Below are 15,000 nucleotides of genomic sequence, written 5' to 3' on the forward strand. Positions count from 1 at the left end.
CTCCGTGTGAGAAGGTTGCATGGCTGAGAAGGGCCGCTGTAGAAGGTTGATCATGTTCGTGGGTAATGAGCCGGAGCCCAGTTTCACGGCGACGTCAGGACTGCATGGTTCGACGATCGTCGTGCAGGCCAGCGGCGAACTGGATCACTACCACACGCCGATCCTGCGGGCCGAGCTGAGCAAGGTCTGGGGTGCCGCGCCGTCGAAGACCGTCATCCTCGACCTGTCCGCCCTGACCTTCTGCGACTCCTCCGGCATCGGCGAGCTGCTCCAGGCACGGCACAACGGCCAGGTCAGGGGCTTCCGGTTCATCCTCACCGGCATCCAGGGCAACCTGGCCCGGCGGCTCAACCTCGCCGGTCTCACCCAGGTCTTCGAGGTCTTCCCCTCCGTCACCGAGGCCCTGGAAGCCACCACCTGCTGAGGTGGGAAAAGACCCCGCAGACCACAGCGGGCCGTCTCCTCCGGTGCGCGGAGCCCGGTTCCGCCTCCTTGATCCGGAGATCACCTTCATACCGGGCACATGACCGATGCCCGTCAGCGAAAATCGATCCCCCGGGGAAGGTCACGGTCGCGCGGAAACTCGACGCCGTCGTCCCAGCCGGGCGCCGAGAGGAGAAACTCCCTGAGATCAGGGAGGTCGCCCCCGGGTCGACGGCATCCGGCGATGCCCATGACGGCGGCGACCTCCTCACCATGCCGGTCGGCCACCTCGGCGCCTTCGGCGGCGGCGCGCCGTACGGCCTCGCCGAAACGCCGCTCCGCCTCCTGGGCCTGCCGTTCACGCATGAGGACCTCCTGTCCGGCCGGGTTGAGACGCACGTTAGCCGGACCTGAGGTCGGAGGAGGCTGTTTCAGATCGTCGCGGCCGCCCGTACGGGTGCCGATGACTCGGCCGCGCGGTGGGAGCGGCGCTCGCGCAGGATGGTGCGGAGCACCCGCCAGCCGTCCCGTACGGCGTTCAGGTTGCTGACGCCGTGGATGCGGCTGCGTTCGTGGCTGGGCACCTCACGGATCACCAGGCCGGCGCGGGCCGCGCGGATGTTCATCAGGGTCTCCACCTCGAAGCCGTCGCAGTCGAGGCCGAGGGCGTCGAGGTGGCGTGCCCAGAAGGCGTTGTAGCCGTAGCACAGGTCGGTGTATCGGGTGCCGTGCAGCCCGTTGGTGATCATGGTCAGCGCCCTGTTGCCCAGCGAGCGCATCGGGCTGAGATCGTCGGATCCGCCTCCGGGGGCGTAGCGGGAACCCTTGGCGAAGTCGGCGCCCTCGACCAGCGCGGTCACGAAGGCGAAGATCTCACGGCCGTCGGTGGAGCCGTCGGCGTCGATCATGACGATGATGTCGCCCGTGGCGGCGGCGAACCCCTCGGCGAGGGCGTTGCCCTTGCCCCTGCGGGTCTGGACGACCACGCGCAGGGCGGGACGGAGGGACCGGGCCACGGCCACGGTGTCGTCGGTGGAGTTGCCGTCGACGAGGATCACCTCGTCGATCCACGAGGGAAGGGTCGCGAAGACGTGCGGGAGGTTGGCGGCTTCGTTGAGGGCGGGGACCACCACGCTGACGCTGACGGGGAAGGGACGGCTGCTCATGGTCCCAAGGTCCTCCGGACCGCCTGCAACCTGCTTGAATCCTCCTTGCAACGCCCATGGCACGGCCACCGCACGGTCGCGGGACGGTCTCGCCGCGCGGCCTCGGGTGAGGCTCGGGCGTGACCTCCGTACGGCCTCGGTACGGATGGCGTGTGCCGGTGGGGCGCTCGCTCCGGCGCGCCGCGCCGGCCGGGCCGGAGGGGGGCTTCCTCCGGCGGGGCTGGAGGGGTTAGAAGGGCAGGAGCTTTCCCGAGGGGGTCCGCATGTCGAGCGGCGCCGGTGTGCGGGGCGGCCGCGGCCGCTGGATGATCTGGATCCTTCTCAACGGTCACTCCTGTCTCGGGGCTGAACACGTTTTACCCATGTGGCCGCCAAGAATCACCTATCGGCGTGCCACGTGCAGCACGCTGGCCACGCGCTCCGCGGCCGTGGCGACGTCCTCGGCGTGCCCGATGCGGCCGGCCCACGACAGCCAGAACCACCACTCGCCGTCCTCCTCGTGGGCGGCGAGGACGTCCTCGGACACCGTGGGGGCCATCGGGTTCGTCACGTGAAGGCGGGGCAGCGGTCCCGCGGGGGCGTCGAGGCACACCTTGAAGGAGTGGGCCTCCAGTTGGGCGGCGAGGCGCCGCAGATGATCAACGGCCTGGCCGTCTTCTGCCGTCATCCGGATCACTCCCGGCGGATGCTGGTGTCGTTCTTCCCAGCAGAGTGCGTTTTCCCGGCCCGACAGGCAATGTCCCATCTTGCTATCTCCCACCGAACTGGTGGAATAGGGAGGAAAATTCCCGGTGTTCCGTGCGGAAAGCACGATAACGGGAAAGCGACGCGCGGGAGCGCTCACGCTGTGGTGCGCCCCCGTCCGTGATGGGTGAACAGCGACCGGGGAGGGCGCCGTGGCCCGAGGAGAGCACCCGCCCGCGTGCGCGCGGCGCTGGCGCGAGCAGGCGCAGGCGAGGCGATGGACCCATTGGCAGACGGCGCAGGCCGTCCACGGCTGCTGCGGGGTGAGCCTGCTCAAGGCGCACCGGCTGGCCCGGGGATGGTCGGCCCGGCAGGCGGTCGAGGAGCTGGAGGAGCTGTGCGAGCGCCACGACCTGGGCGAGGCGCGGGCCAGCATCGACCTGCTCAACGCGTGGGAGAACCACCGGGCCCGGCCGCGGCCGCAGACCATCGACCTGCTGGCGCGGCTGTACCGGGCCAACGCCGTACGGCTCGGCCTGGCCGGTGACTACTGCGAGGACGACGGCGGCGGGGCCAGGGTCGTGGTGGTCGCGGCGGGGGACGGCCGCACGCCGTACCAGACCCAGGAGGAGGCCGGCGGCGACGACGGCATGGAGCGCCGCGCGCTGTTCCACCACGCGCTGCTCGGCGGGCGCCTGCCGCTGAACGGGCGCCTGCTCGCCGAGGTCGAGCGGATCCGCCAGGACCTCGACCGCACGCTCGTCGCGGCCACCGTCTCCGAGGAGCAGCTCGACCGCCTCGACGAGCAGGTGCTGCGCTACCGGCGCGAATACGTCACCAGCGCCCCGCTGCCCATGCTCTACCGGCTGATGCTGGAACTGTCCGACGTGCGGACCCTCGTCGGGGCCCGGCAGCCCGCCATGGCCCAGCGGCGCCTGCTCAACGCCACCGTGATGCTCGCGCTGCTGGCGGCCGACGCGCTGATGAAGCTCGGCGACACCCGCCAGGCCCACACCTGGTACGGCACCGCCCGCACCGCCTCCGACGACACGGGCGACCTGCGGCTGCGCGCCCTGGTCCGGGCGCAGGAGGCCATGCTGCCCTACTACTACGGCGACCTCGCCGAGACCGTGCGGCTCGCCCGGGAGGCGCGGACGCTGGCCGGCAGCGCGCCCAGCTCTCCCGCGGCCCTCGGCGCGGCGGCCGAGGCCCGCGCGCTCGCCAGGCTGGGCGAGCACCGGGCCGCCCGGGTCGCGCTCGCCGAAGCGGAGCGGATCTTCGCCAGGATGCCCCCCGAGGGCCACGACCACCTGGCCTTCCGCTTCTCCGAACGGCGGATGCAGTTCTACCGGATCGGCACCCTGATCGAGCTGGGCGAGGAGGTCGACTGGACGCCCGGTCCCTCCGGCGCCTACGCCATCGACCCGGTGCTCATCCTGCTCGACCGGGCCGCGCACCTCGTCCGCGGCGGCGAGGTCGAGGAGGCGTGCCTGCTGGCGGAGAAGGCGCTCCTCCAGGTGCCGGCGGAGCACCGCACCTCCATCGTCCTCGACCGGGCACGGGCGGTGCTGGCGGGGATGCCGCAGACCCGGCACCGTACGACGCCGGCGCGCCGGCTGGCCGACCTGCTCGACGACGCGGCGCGGGCCGTCTGATGGGCGGCTCAGGCGGCCCGGGTGGTTCAGGCGGCTCGGGTGGTTCCAACGGTCCCGGTGGTTCAGGCGGTCCGGGCGGCTCGCTGGCGCGGGACGCGTTCGCGGTCCTGCGCGACGTCTGCGAGGGCCTGGGGATCGACCACCGGGGCGCCGAGTTGCTGCGGGTGCGCAGCAACGCCGTCTTCAACCTGCGCGGGGAGATCGTGGTGCGGATCGCCACCGCGTCCGACGCGCGGGCCCGCCTGCCGATGGTCCTGGCGGTGGCCCGGTGGCTGGCCCAGCAGGGCTTCCCCGCGGTACGGCCGGCCGACACGATCTGCGAGCAGCCGGTGGTCCACGAGGGCGGGGTGGTCACCTTCTGGCACTACGTCCCGGCGGCGGCCGAGCGCCCCACCACCACCGAGCTGGGCGAGATCCTGCGCACCCTGCACCTGCTGCCGGTGCCGCCGGTGGCGGTGAAACGGTTCGCCAACCCGCTGGCCGGGATCCGCGCCGAGGTGGAGCGCTCCGCCGTGCTCACCCCCGGTCAGCGGACCTGGCTGCGCGACCGCATCGCCGAGCTGACCGAGCGGTGGTCGGGCCTGGAGGTGAAGGGCGCCCCGGTGCTGCTGCACGGCGACGCCTGGATCGACAACCTCCTGCGCGGCACCGACGGGCACGTCGTGCTCTGCGACTGGGACGGCGTCGCGGTCGGGCCGTGCGAATGGGACCTGGTCCACACCTACCACGGACAGCGCCGCTTCGGCCTCACCGCCGCCGACGTGGACGCCTTCGCCCTCGCCTACGGCCGGGACCTGCGGTCGTGGCCGGGCTACGCCACCCTGATGGAGGTCCGCGACATGTACGCCGTGGGCATCCACATCCGCAACGCCGGCGCGGACCCCTTCTCCCGCCGGGAACTGCCCCGCAGGCTCGACTCGCTGGCCCGCGGCGAGCGGTTCACCCGGTGGTACATGGCGGAACCCGTCACCGTCCTGCCCCGGCGGAGCGCCTCCCGGGGCTGAGCCGGGCCGGGCGCCCCGCCGGGTGCGGGGATCCTCGATGAGGGGCCTAGAACAGCGGCTTGCCGTCGCGGGTCAGCCTCCAGTTGGCCTCGGCGAAGTCGGCGGAGTCGATGACCTTGGTCTCCGTGGCGTAGTCGATCAGTGCCTGGCGGATCTCCACCTGGGCGTTGTAGACCACCGGCGCGGTCGAGACGTGCGGGAAGCCGCCGCCGCCCGACTGGCGGTAGTTGTTGATCGCGACCACGAACCGCTGGTCGGCCGCGACGGGCTGCCCGTCGTAGGACAGGCCGGTGATCCGCCGGCCGACCGGCTTGGCGATGTCCACCTCGTAGCGGACGCCGGAGAGCTGGTCGTAGTTGTAGTCGGGGATGTTGCCGGCGTTGGTCAGCTTGGCCAGGTCGACCGGGGCGTCCGGGGCGAGCTGCGCGAAGTACTTCGCCGAGTACTCCAGGTAGTCCTTGAGCTGGGCGCCCGTGAGCCTCACGGCCATCAGCGTGTTGTCGTAGATGTACAGGCCCGCCATGTCGCGGATGCTCACCGGTCCCGCGGGGAACGTCGCGGTCCGGCTGAACGGCGCGGCGATCGACAGCACCGGCAGGTTCGCGTCCGCCGTTCCGGCGACGGCCTTCTTCACCGTCTCGGTCTGGACCTTCTGGATGTAGTCCAGGATCGGGGTGTCCTTGTAGGGGGACTCGGCGGCCAGCAGCTCGTCCTTGGAGGTGGCCACCTCCTTGTTGACGTACCCGACCGTGGTGTCGTGCTGCTTCTTCATGAGCGCGACGATCTTCGGGTCCTCGGCGACGGTGTTGGTGTTCAGCGTGGTGGAGGACTTGCCGGTGACCGTCCACCGGCCCTTCTGCTTGGTCAGCGTGAAGTCCAGCACGCTGAGCCGCTGGCCCCACTTGGCCGGCTCGGTCAGCAGGACCTGCCTGCCGGTGGCCTTGTTGGTGACGAACCGCTGCGGCACCTCGTTGTGGGCGTGCCCGAACAGCACGGCGTCCACGCCCGGGACCTCCTCGCCGACCAGGGCGGCGGCGTTCTCGACCGGCAGGTCGCCGCCGTAGGAGGACATGCCGCTGTCGCCCGCGTGCGCGGTGACCACGACCACGTCCGCGCCGAGGCCGCGGATGACCGGCACCCACTTCCTGGCGGTCTTGACCAGGTCGTCGAAGCGCAGCCTGCCCTCGACGTTGCCCTTGTCCCAGATCGCGACGCCGGGGTTGGTCAGGCCGAGCACACCGACGCGGACCGGCTTCTCGCCCCTGACCTTCATCGTCTTGATGACGAACGGCTGGTAGGCGGGCTTGCCGGTGGTGGCGTCAACGGCGTTGGCGCCGAGCACCGGGGCCTTCATCTGCTTGATCCACGTGGCCAGCAGCGGCAGGCCGTAGTTGAACTCGTGGTTGCCCAGGGTCACCGCGTCGTAGCCGATGGCGTTCATCGCGCGAGCCATGGGGTGGAGCTCGCCGGTCTGGGTGATCGGCTCGACCTTGGCGTAGTAGTAGGCCAGCGGCGTGCCCTGGATGGTGTCGCCGGAGTCGAACAGCAGGGTGTGGTCGGCGCCGCGCTCGGCGCGGATCTTGCCGACCATCGTCGAGACCTTGGCGAGGCCGACGTCGTTGCCCTTGCCGTCGTCGAACTCGGCGTTCTTGAAGTAGTCCCAGTTGAGGGTGTTCCCGTGCAGGTCGGAGGTGCCCATCACGGTCACCGTCACCGACTTGCCGGCCGAGGCGTGTGCGACCGACGGGGGGATGGCCAGGGCGGTCAGCCCGGCCACGCCGAGGACGGCGAGCTTCTTACTGTGCATGTCACGGGACAGTAACCATCCCAGGTTGCCGGAGGGTCACGGGGGCCTTACGGACAGGGTGAATGTAGGCGTTTCTATCGCCTAGGTGATCTTTGTCCCTTTCGTGGGCCCGTGGGTCCGTGGGGTCCGTGGATCCGTGGGTTCCGCCGGGACGAACCGGCCGGACCGGTGAGAGCGGGCCGCCCTGTTCCGTGGCCCTGTCCGGCCCGGCCGCGGAGGGGCCGGTGGTCCTGCCCGGCCTGACGGCCTGACCGGGGAGGCCGGGTGAGAGGCCGTCCTATCCCGTGACCCTGTCCGGCCTGGCCGCGTGGGCGGCCAGCGGGAAGGCCGCCCGCACGCCGTATCCTCCACCGGGCTCAGGGCCGGCGGAGAGGCTGCCGTGGAAGAGCGCGACCCGCTCCCGCACACCGGCCAGCCCGGATCCGGATCCGCCCGCCGCTCCGGTGCGGCCGTCACACGGGCCGCGGTCGGTGATCTCCAGGACCAGCTCCCGGGGCCGGTGGGCGATCCGAACCCTGACGGCGGTGGGACCCGTGCGCCGCAGGGTGTTGTCCAGCGCCGCCTGCACGATCCGATACGCCGACAGGTCCAGGCCCAGGGGCAGCGGGCTCGGCTCGCCTTCGACGCTCAGCCGTATGTCGAGGCCCGCCGCGCGCATCCGCTCGATCAGCTCGTCCAGGCGGGCGAGGGTCGGCTGCGGCGCCAGCCCGTCGTCCTCGGCGCCGGTGCGCAGCAGCCCCAGCGTACGGCGCAGCTCCTCCACCGCGGCCCGGCCGGTCTCCTCCACCACGTGCAGCGCCTCGCGCTCGGTGACCTGATCTGGCCGGAGCGACAGACGCGCGGCGCCCGCCTGCATGACCATCGCGCTGACGTTGTGCGCGACGACGTCGTGCAGCTCCCGGGCGATCCGCGCCCGCTCCTCACTCGCCGTCCACTCGCCGTCCGCCCGTTCGCCCGCCGTCAGGCCGCCGGCCGCCCGCGCGTTCGCCGTACGGCCGTTCACGGCGCGGCCGTTCGTCACGCGGCTGTTCGTCACGCGGCCGTTCACGGTGCGCTTCGCGCGTACCGGTTCGCGGGCGAGCGTCTCGCCGCGCTCCCGCGCGCGGCGGCCGATCCGCAGGTGCCGCCGTACGGCGAGGCCCGCGACGGTGAGACCCGCACCGGCGGCGGCGCAGACCGCCGTCGCCAGCGTCAGCGCGAGCAGTCGGCCGGCCGCGGTGGGGGGAAGGCGGAGGCTCATGGGGCGAGGGTAGGGCGGGCCCCGGACGCGCGGCATCCGCCGTGAGACTGATAGGAGTCACGACTCTCGCGCCGCCCGGAGGATGGGGGCCCGGTGCTCCGGCCCGGTGCGGTCAGCGCTCGATCAGCGACATGTTCACGTACCGCTCACCCCGGGCGCCGCCCGGCACCGCCGCCTCCAGCGCGGCGAGCTGGTCCGGGTTCAGCGTGACGCCGGCCGCCGCCGCGTTCTCCTCCAGGTAGCGCAGCCGCTTGGTGCCCGGGATCGGGATCACGTCCTCACCCCGGGTGAGCAGCCAGGCCAGGGCGAGCTGAGCCGGGGTGCAGCCCGCCTCCTCGGCGATCCCGCGCACCTTCGCCACGAGCTCCTCGTTGCGGGCCCCGTTCTCCCCGGTGAACCGGGGGTGGCGCTTGCGGAAGTCGTCGTCGGGAAGCTCCCCGGCGGGCGGCAGGGTGCCGCCCAGCAGGCCCCGGCTGATGGGGGAGTAGGCCACCAGGGCGATGCCCAGCTCCCGCGCGGCCGGCAGGATCTCCGCCTCGATGTCACGGGTGAACAGGGAGTACTCGCTCTGCAGGGCGGCGATCGGATGCGTGGCGTGCGCCCGGCGCAGCGTCTCCGCGCCCACCTCCGACAGGCCGAGGTGACCGACCTTGCCCTCGGCGACCAGTTCGGCCATCGCCCCCACGGTCTCCTCGATGGGCACATCGGGATCGCGGCGGTGCAGGTAGTACAGGTCGATGTGGTCCACGCCCAGCCGCTTCAGGGAGGCCTCGGCGGCCTTCCTGACGTAGGCGGGGCTTCCGTCGACGCCGTGGGCGTTGACGTCGTCGCTCCTGACGATGCCGAACTTGGTGGCCAGCACCACCTCGTCCCTGCGGCCGGCGATCGCCCGGCCCACCAGCTCCTCGTTGTGCCCCCTGCCGTACATGTCGGCGGTGTCCAGGAGGTTCACCCCCAGGTCGAGGGCGCGGTGGACGACCGCGATCGACTCGGCCTCGTCGGCCGCGCCGTAGAACTCCGACATCCCCATGCAGCCCAGTCCGACGGCCGAGACCTCGGGGCCGTTCCGGCCGAGACGGCGCCTGTTCATCGTGCCTCCATTGCGGTGTACAGGTCGATCTTGTAGTCGAGGGACCCCAGGTCCTCGGTGAGCCGCGCGATCCGCGTCCTGACCCGTTCCCGGTGGACCTCCAGCATCCGCCGCCGCTCGGCGGCGGTCCCCGGGCCCCGGCGGGACAGGTCGGCGTAGCGGCACATGTCCGCGATCGGCATACCGGTCGAGCGCAGCCTGGTCAGGAAGTCGAGCCAGGCCAGGTCGGTCTCCGTGTAGGCACGGTGCCCGCTCGGGTCGCGCTCCACCTCGTGGATGAGCCCGATCCGCTCGTAGTACCGCAGCGTGTGCGCGCTGAGCCCCGAGCGGCGCGAGGCCTCCTGGATGGTGATCCCCATATGTCTCACCCTGCCCCTTAGAGCGCGCTCGAAGTCAAGCGGCCCCCCGGGACGCCCGGTCCGGAGAGGTCCGGCGGGCGGGACACGCGGCTCCGGGGACGCGTCCCGCGAACGGGAACCCGGTCCCGGAGGCGTTCCGGAACCGGTCCCGGAGGCGTTCCGGAACCGGTCCCGGAGGCGTCCCGGCGCCGGGGCCGGAGGTCTTCGGCGACGGGTGCCGGTCCCGGCGGCGGGCGCCGGTTGCGGTAGGCGTCCCGCGAGGGGGCTTTCCGCTCCGGAGGCGTCCCGGGGGACCGACCCTGAGGGGGAAAGCCCTACCCCCGGCGGTTTCCGCGCAGCTCAGGGACGTCGCATGCGGGGCGTCCCCGAAGGGCGGGCCCCACCCCGGGCCGGTGCGCATCGGGGACGGCTCAGGGGCGCCTGGGGATCATCTCCAATACTCCGAGCCCCTGGTCGGACGCCATTTTTGAGTCATGGCGAGTCAGGTTTTCTCCGGAACAGGGATGATCCGCGGCGGTTACGCGGCGATCGGCGCGGGAGCCGCGTCGATGGTGGGGCTGCACGTGGCCACGGGGCTGGATCCGGTGCACACGCTGATCAGCGAGTACGCGTTCGCCCCCGACGGGTGGCTGCTGCCCGTGTCCCTCGCGTTCTTCGCCGCCGGCGCCGCGGCCTTCGGGATCGCGCTGGCCCGGCGCACCGCGGACCGCGGGGCCGCACTGCTGGTCGGAGCCTGGGGCCTGTGCATGCTGCTGATCGGCGTCTTCCCCACGGACGCGCCCGGCCTGCCGCTGTCGATGTCCGGGGGCATCCACCGCTACGCGGCGTTCGCGGCCTTCCTCGCCATGCCGGTGGCGGGCCTGATCCTCTCCAGACGGCACGCCGCGGGCCCCTACGCCCGGCCGGTGCGGCTGCTGAGCCTGGCGTCCCTCAGCGTGCTGGTGCTGGTGGTCCTGCCGTACGTGGTGCGGATGCTCGGGATCCCCCTGGCGGGCGACGACATCCCCGGAGGGGTGACCCAGCGGCTGGTCGTGGTCTTCGAGGTGGCGGTGCTGGCCCTGGTCGGGCTGTTGATCGCCGCCGGGTACCGTCGTACCCATGACCGTCCTCCGCTCCCTGCCGCTGTTCGCCCTCGCCGCGGTCGCCGAGATCGGAGGCGCGTGGCTGGTCTGGCAGGGCGTGCGCGAGGGACGCGGGCCGCTCTGGATCGCGGGCGGTGTCCTCGCGCTCGGCGCGTACGGCTTCGCGGCGGCGTTCCAGCCCGCGCAGGACTTCGGCCGGATCCTCGCCGCCTACGGCGGGGTGTTCGTCGCGGGCTCGCTGGTCTGGGGAATGGTCATGGACGGGTTCCGGCCTGACCGCTGGGACGTGGCGGGCGCGCTGATCTGCCTGGCCGGGATGGCCGTGATCATGTACGCGCCGCGCGGCTGACCGGCGGGCCCGGACGGCGGGCCCGGACGATGGGCCCGGACGATGGGCCCGGCGCCTGGCCCGCCCGGGTCCGGACGGCGGACGCGGCCACCGGGCGGCACGGCTCCGACCGGTGGCACCGCCTCGACCGGTGGCTCGGCGTTGACCCGCGGTACGGCGTTGACCCGCGGTACGGCCGCCGCCCGTGTGGGCGGCGGCCGTACCGTGTGGCGCGTCGGCGCCTACCGGTCGCCGCCGGGGCCGGTGAGCCCGGCGCGGCGCAGCGCGTCGGCCATCGCCCCGCCCGGCGCGTCGCGCCGCCGGTCACCCCGCCCCTGCTGGTCGCCTCGCCCCTGCCGGCCGCCCTGGCCGCGGTCACCCTGGCCCTGCTGCCGGCCGCCCTGGCCCTGCCGGCCCCCCTGACCCTGCCGATCGCCGCGCCGACCGCCGTCGGCCTGGTCGCGCCTGCCCCCGCCCCGGGCGGGCTCGTCGTCCAGGCGGAGGGTCAGGGAGATGCGCTTACGCGGGATGTCGACGTCGAGCACCTTCACCCGGACGATGTCGCCGGGCCTGACGACCTCGCGCGGATCCCTGACGAAGGTGTGCGACAGCGCGGAGACGTGGACCAGGCCGTCCTGGTGCACGCCGACGTCGACGAACGCGCCGAACGCGGCGACGTTGGTGACCACGCCCTCCAGCACCATTCCGGGTTCGAGGTCGGAGATCTTCTCCACGCCCTCCTTGAAGGCCGCGGTCTTGAAGGCCGGGCGTGGGTCGCGGCCGGGCTTCTCCAGCTCCGACAGGATGTCGGTGACGGTCGGCAGGCCGAAGGTGTCGTCGACGAAGTCCTGGGGCCGCAGCGACCGCAGGGCCGTGCCGTTGCCGATCAGCTCGCGGATGCCGCCGCCGGTGGCCGACAGGATGCGGCGCACCACCGGGTACGCCTCGGGGTGGACGCTGGAGGAGTCGAGGGGGTCGTCGCCGTCCGGGATACGCAGGAAGCCCGCGCACTGCTCGAACGCCTTGGGGCCGAGGCGGGGCACCTCCTTGAGCGCCCGGCGCGACCGGAACGGGCCGGACGCGTCGCGGTGGGCGACGATGTTGTCGGCCAGGCCCGCCGTGATGCCCGACACGCGCGCCAGCAGCGGCGCCGAGGCGGTGTTCACGTCGACCCCCACCGCGTTCACGCAGTCCTCGACGACCGCGTCGAGCGAACGGGACAGTTTGGTCTCGGCGAGGTCGTGCTGGTACTGGCCCACGCCGATCGACTTGGGATCGATCTTGACCAGCTCGGCCAGCGGGTCCTGGAGGCGCCGGGCGATCGACACCGCGCCGCGCAGCGACACGTCCATGCCGGGCAGCTCCTGGGAGGCGTAGGCGGAGGCGGAGTAGACGGACGCGCCGGCCTCCGACACCATGACCTTGGTCAGCCCGGGTACCAGCTTCACGAGATCGCCGGCGAGCTTGTCGGTCTCGCGGGAGGCGGTGCCGTTGCCGATCGATACCAGCTCCACGTCGTGCTTCTTCGCCAGCGCGGCCAGCGTGGCGAGCGACTGGTCCCACTGGCGGCGCGGTTCGTGCGGGTAGATCGTGGCGGTCTCCAGCACCTTGCCGGTGGCGTCGACCACCGCGACCTTCACACCGGTGCGCAGACCAGGGTCCAGGCCCATGGTGGCGCGGGTGCCGGCGGGCGCGGCGAGCAGCAGGTCACGGAGGTTGGCGGCGAACACGCGCACCGCCTCGTCCTCGGCCGCCTGCCACAGCCGGGTCCGCAGGTCGATGCCGAGGTGGACGAGGATACGGGTGCGCCAGGCCCAGCGGACGGTGTCGGCAAGCCACTTGTCGGCCGGACGGCCCCGGTCGGTGACGCCGAAGCGGTGCGCGATGCTCGCCTCGTAGGAACCGGTGGGCTCCGGCTCGGGCTCCAGGGTGAGGGTGAGGATCTCCTCCTTCTCCCCGCGGAACATCGCCAGGATCCGGTGGGAGGGCAGCTTGGTGAACGGCTCGGCGAAGTCGAAGTAGTCGGAGAACTTCGCCCCCTGCTCCTCCTTGCCCTCGCGGACCGCGGAGACCACGCGGCCCTTGTTCCACATCCGCTCGCGCAGCCCGCCGACGAGGTCGGCGTCCTCGGCGAACCGCTCGACGAGGATCGCCCGCGCCCCGTCCAGCGCGGCGGCGGCGTCGGGCACCCCCTCGCCGACGAAGGCCGCGGCGGCGGCCTGCGGGTCGACGGACGGGTCGGCGAGCAGGCCGTCGGCGAGCGGTTCGAGACCGGCCTCGCGGGCGATCTGCGCCTTGGTCCGCCGCTTGGGCTTGTAGGGGAGGTAGATGTCCTCCAGGCGGGCCTTGGAGTCGGCCGCGGCGATCTGCGCCTCGAGGGCGTCGTCGAGCTTGCCCTGGGAACGGATCGACTCCAGGATCGCGGCCCGCCGGTCCTCCAGCTCCCGCAGGTAACGCAGCCGCTCCTCCAGCGTGCGCAGCTGCGTGTCGTCGAGCGCTCCCGTGACCTCCTTGCGGTAACGGGCGATGAACGGAACCGTGGAGCCGCCGTCGAGCAACTCCACGGCCGCCTGTACCTGCCGCTCGCGCACACCCAGCTCGTCGGCGATCCGCTGATGAATTGACGTGGTCACGATCTCTCTTTCCTCGGACGGGCAGCCGGGGCGGGCGGCCCTGTGGGCAGCCCCAAAGTTACCGCGCGACCCCGACAGGGTCCGGGTGAGATCCGGGGGAGATCGGTGCCCCGGGGTCCGGGAACGGGGTGAGGGGCGGGAGGCGGCGGCGGGACGGGACCGGACGGTGGTCGCGCGGCGGTGGGACGGGACCGGACGGTGGTCGCGCGATGGCGGACGGGGCCGGGCGGGGCCGGGCGGGGCCGGGCGGGGCCGGGCGATGACGAACGGTGGTCAGGCGGTGGTCAGATGGTGGTCGGGCGGTGGCGGGCGGGGCCGGGGCGTACTCCGGTGGGCTCGGGGCTGATCCGGTCGGCGAGCCGGCGCATGGCGCGGGCGGTCCACCGGCGGGCGGGACCGGGACGCCGGGGGGTCAGGCGCGAGAGCTCGGCTTCGGCGATCGCCTCGGCGTGCGTCGTCCGGTACAGGGCGGTGATCTGGAAATCGTTGTTCACGGCTCTTCCCTTCCGGGGGCTGCGGGGGCTGCGGGGGGCACGGTGGGATCCGGGCGCGGGTCCTACGGGTGGGGGGTGCGCACCAGGGAGATGTCACCGCTCACGGTCTTGACGCGGATCTCGGCTCGCGGGGCCTCGTCACCGGGCCGTTCCGCCTCCTCCAGGCCGGAACGGAGGTCGCCGGAGATCGTGGAGACGTCGAGCCAGGCGCTGACCCCGTCGGCGACGCCGATCCTGACGTCGCCCGACACGCTGTTGACCGACACCCGGCCGCGGGTGACCGCCCCGATCCCGACGTCACCGGAGGAGGTGCGGGTCTCCACGAGGTCGCCGGCCGTCCCGATCGTGACGTCCCCGGAGGCGCTGATCGTCCGGAAGGACGCGCCGGCCGCCTCGACGGTGATGTCGCCGGAGCCGCTCCTGACGGTGATGTCACCGTTGACGGCGCCCAGTTCGACGCGCCCGCTGGAGGTGGTGATCTCCGCCCCGCCGCGCAGCTCGGGCAGCCGGATGTCACCGGAGGAGGTTCTGACGCCGGCTTCGGCGCCGGTGACGTCACATGTGACGTCACCACTCGCCGTCCTGACCTCAAGGCGGGCGCAGTGCTCGATCCGGACGTCGCCGGAGGCCGAGCCGACCGCGACGTCCCCCAGCGGGCCGGAGGTCCGGATGTCCGCGGAGGCGGTCTGGAGGGTGACGGCCGACCCCTCGGGAAGGGCGACGAGCACGTCCACGCGCGCCTGACGTCCCAGCATCGTGCGCTGCTCGGGCGCCTCGACCAGGATCGTGCCGTCGGCCAGCCGCTCGACGCGGGTCCCGCTCGCGGCCTCGGCGTCGGCGGAGCTTGAGGAGCGGGAGGGCCGGACCTCGACGACGGCGTCCTCACGTGGGGCGGCGGTGACCTCCAGGAGGCCGGCGGGCAGCTTGACCCGCAGGGTGACGGGTTCGGGGGAGGGGAACGAGGGCATGGCGAGATCTCCCTTTCGGGGGCGGAGGACCAGGAACGGTGTGGGGGCCGGAATGCCCGGGGGTGGG

At 72.8% G+C, this 15,000-nt stretch carries 14 protein-coding genes and 1 pseudogene; 5 read left to right on the forward strand and 10 right to left on the reverse strand.

Annotated elements, in window-relative coordinates; translation table 11 throughout:
* Nucleotides 1–52: 52 nt before the first annotated feature.
* Nucleotides 53–424 carry an STAS domain-containing protein gene (locus tag ACZ6W9_RS28175; protein ID WP_362930086.1) on the forward strand — a complete coding sequence of 124 codons (372 nt, stop codon included), beginning with the start codon at nt 53–55 and terminating at the stop codon, nt 422–424.
* Nucleotides 425–537: 113 nt separating this feature from the next.
* On the opposite strand, the gene ACZ6W9_RS28180 is transcribed toward ACZ6W9_RS28175, so the two are convergent.
* The 3 genes from ACZ6W9_RS28180 to ACZ6W9_RS28190 form a co-directional block, all read right to left on the reverse strand.
* Nucleotides 538–789: a type II toxin-antitoxin system Phd/YefM family antitoxin gene (locus ACZ6W9_RS28180; RefSeq protein WP_389966296.1), complete on the reverse strand. Its 252-nt coding sequence runs from the start codon at nt 787–789 to the stop codon at nt 538–540.
* Nucleotides 790–854: 65 nt separating this feature from the next.
* Nucleotides 855–1,589 carry a glycosyltransferase family 2 protein gene (locus ACZ6W9_RS28185; RefSeq protein WP_389966293.1) on the reverse strand — a complete coding sequence of 245 codons (735 nt, stop codon included), beginning with the start codon at nt 1,587–1,589 and terminating at the stop codon, nt 855–857.
* Nucleotides 1,590–1,971: 382 nt separating this feature from the next.
* Nucleotides 1,972–2,256: a hypothetical protein gene (locus tag ACZ6W9_RS28190; RefSeq protein ID WP_362930092.1), complete on the reverse strand. Its 285-nt coding sequence runs from the start codon at nt 2,254–2,256 to the stop codon at nt 1,972–1,974.
* A 229-nt stretch (nt 2,257–2,485) separates the two neighbouring features.
* Between ACZ6W9_RS28190 and ACZ6W9_RS28195 the strand changes: the two genes are divergently transcribed.
* The gene (locus ACZ6W9_RS28195) at nt 2,486–3,928 is read left to right on the forward strand and encodes an XRE family transcriptional regulator (RefSeq protein ID WP_389966289.1); all 1,443 of its coding nucleotides are present in this window, start codon (nt 2,486–2,488) and stop codon (nt 3,926–3,928) included.
* Nucleotides 3,928–4,932 (forward strand): phosphotransferase enzyme family protein, encoded by a 1,005-nt coding sequence (locus tag ACZ6W9_RS28200; protein WP_389966286.1) that lies wholly within the window; start codon nt 3,928–3,930, stop codon nt 4,930–4,932. Before ACZ6W9_RS28195 ends, ACZ6W9_RS28200 begins: the two co-directional genes overlap by 1 nt.
* 46 nt (nt 4,933–4,978) lie before the next feature.
* Here ACZ6W9_RS28200 and ACZ6W9_RS28205 read toward each other — a convergent pair whose 3' ends face one another.
* From ACZ6W9_RS28205 to ACZ6W9_RS28220, 4 genes are all read right to left on the reverse strand, one after another.
* Nucleotides 4,979–6,739 (reverse strand): 5'-nucleotidase C-terminal domain-containing protein, encoded by a 1,761-nt coding sequence (locus ACZ6W9_RS28205; RefSeq protein WP_389966283.1) that lies wholly within the window; start codon nt 6,737–6,739, stop codon nt 4,979–4,981.
* Nucleotides 6,740–7,016: 277 nt separating this feature from the next.
* A complete protein-coding gene (locus tag ACZ6W9_RS28210) occupies nt 7,017–7,979 on the reverse strand; it encodes a sensor histidine kinase (protein ID WP_470120439.1) in 963 nt (320 codons plus the stop codon).
* Between the two features lie 112 nt (nt 7,980–8,091).
* A complete protein-coding gene (locus ACZ6W9_RS28215) occupies nt 8,092–9,069 on the reverse strand; it encodes an aldo/keto reductase (RefSeq protein ID WP_389966277.1) in 978 nt (325 codons plus the stop codon).
* Nucleotides 9,066–9,428 (reverse strand): MerR family transcriptional regulator, encoded by a 363-nt coding sequence (locus ACZ6W9_RS28220; protein WP_389966274.1) that lies wholly within the window; start codon nt 9,426–9,428, stop codon nt 9,066–9,068. The genes ACZ6W9_RS28215 and ACZ6W9_RS28220 overlap by 4 nt, the downstream gene beginning before the upstream one ends.
* 548 nt (nt 9,429–9,976) lie before the next feature.
* Here ACZ6W9_RS28220 and ACZ6W9_RS28225 point away from each other — a divergent pair.
* Together ACZ6W9_RS28225 and ACZ6W9_RS28230 are read left to right on the forward strand one after the other, a co-directional pair.
* A pseudogene (locus ACZ6W9_RS28225) lies at nt 9,977–10,438 on the forward strand (DUF998 domain-containing protein); the annotation flags it as partial.
* 88 nt (nt 10,439–10,526) lie between these two features.
* On the forward strand, nt 10,527–10,859 hold the full coding sequence (locus ACZ6W9_RS28230) for a YnfA family protein (protein WP_389966271.1): 333 nt from the start codon (nt 10,527–10,529) through the stop codon (nt 10,857–10,859).
* A gap of 221 nt (nt 10,860–11,080) precedes the next feature.
* On the opposite strand, the gene ACZ6W9_RS28235 is transcribed toward ACZ6W9_RS28230, so the two are convergent.
* From ACZ6W9_RS28235 to ACZ6W9_RS28245, 3 genes are all read right to left on the reverse strand, one after another.
* A complete protein-coding gene (locus ACZ6W9_RS28235) occupies nt 11,081–13,471 on the reverse strand; it encodes a Tex family protein (RefSeq protein WP_389966268.1) in 2,391 nt (796 codons plus the stop codon).
* A gap of 284 nt (nt 13,472–13,755) precedes the next feature.
* Nucleotides 13,756–13,965, reverse strand: coding sequence for a hypothetical protein (locus tag ACZ6W9_RS28240; protein WP_389966265.1), 210 nt, complete (start codon nt 13,963–13,965; stop codon nt 13,756–13,758).
* A 62-nt stretch (nt 13,966–14,027) separates the two neighbouring features.
* Complete coding sequence (locus ACZ6W9_RS28245) at nt 14,028–14,933, reverse strand: DUF4097 family beta strand repeat-containing protein (RefSeq protein ID WP_389966262.1); 906 nt, start codon at nt 14,931–14,933, stop codon at nt 14,028–14,030.
* Between the last annotated feature and the right edge of the window lie 67 nt (nt 14,934–15,000).

Source organism: Streptosporangium sp. NPDC053982, from assembly GCF_055585205.1.

What these genes read in the sequence shown, in the direction of transcription:
- ACZ6W9_RS28175 (WP_362930086.1), top strand. Translation starts at nt 53, where the DNA reads ATGTTCGTGGGTAATGAGCCGGAGCCCAGTTTCACGGCGACGTCAGGA.
- ACZ6W9_RS28180 (WP_389966296.1), bottom strand. Translation starts at nt 789, where the DNA reads ATGCGTGAACGGCAGGCCCAGGAGGCGGAGCGGCGTTTCGGCGAGGCC.
- ACZ6W9_RS28185 (WP_389966293.1), bottom strand. Translation starts at nt 1,589, where the DNA reads ATGAGCAGCCGTCCCTTCCCCGTCAGCGTCAGCGTGGTGGTCCCCGCC.
- ACZ6W9_RS28190 (WP_362930092.1), bottom strand. Translation starts at nt 2,256, where the DNA reads ATGACGGCAGAAGACGGCCAGGCCGTTGATCATCTGCGGCGCCTCGCC.
- ACZ6W9_RS28200 (WP_389966286.1), top strand. Translation starts at nt 3,928, where the DNA reads ATGGGCGGCTCAGGCGGCCCGGGTGGTTCAGGCGGCTCGGGTGGTTCC.
- ACZ6W9_RS28205 (WP_389966283.1), bottom strand. Translation starts at nt 6,739, where the DNA reads ATGCACAGTAAGAAGCTCGCCGTCCTCGGCGTGGCCGGGCTGACCGCC.
- ACZ6W9_RS28210 (WP_470120439.1), bottom strand. Translation starts at nt 7,979, where the DNA reads ATGAGCCTCCGCCTTCCCCCCACCGCGGCCGGCCGACTGCTCGCGCTG.
- ACZ6W9_RS28215 (WP_389966277.1), bottom strand. Translation starts at nt 9,069, where the DNA reads ATGAACAGGCGCCGTCTCGGCCGGAACGGCCCCGAGGTCTCGGCCGTC.
- ACZ6W9_RS28220 (WP_389966274.1), bottom strand. Translation starts at nt 9,428, where the DNA reads ATGGGGATCACCATCCAGGAGGCCTCGCGCCGCTCGGGGCTCAGCGCG.
- ACZ6W9_RS28230 (WP_389966271.1), top strand. Translation starts at nt 10,527, where the DNA reads ATGACCGTCCTCCGCTCCCTGCCGCTGTTCGCCCTCGCCGCGGTCGCC.
- ACZ6W9_RS28245 (WP_389966262.1), bottom strand. Translation starts at nt 14,933, where the DNA reads ATGCCCTCGTTCCCCTCCCCCGAACCCGTCACCCTGCGGGTCAAGCTG.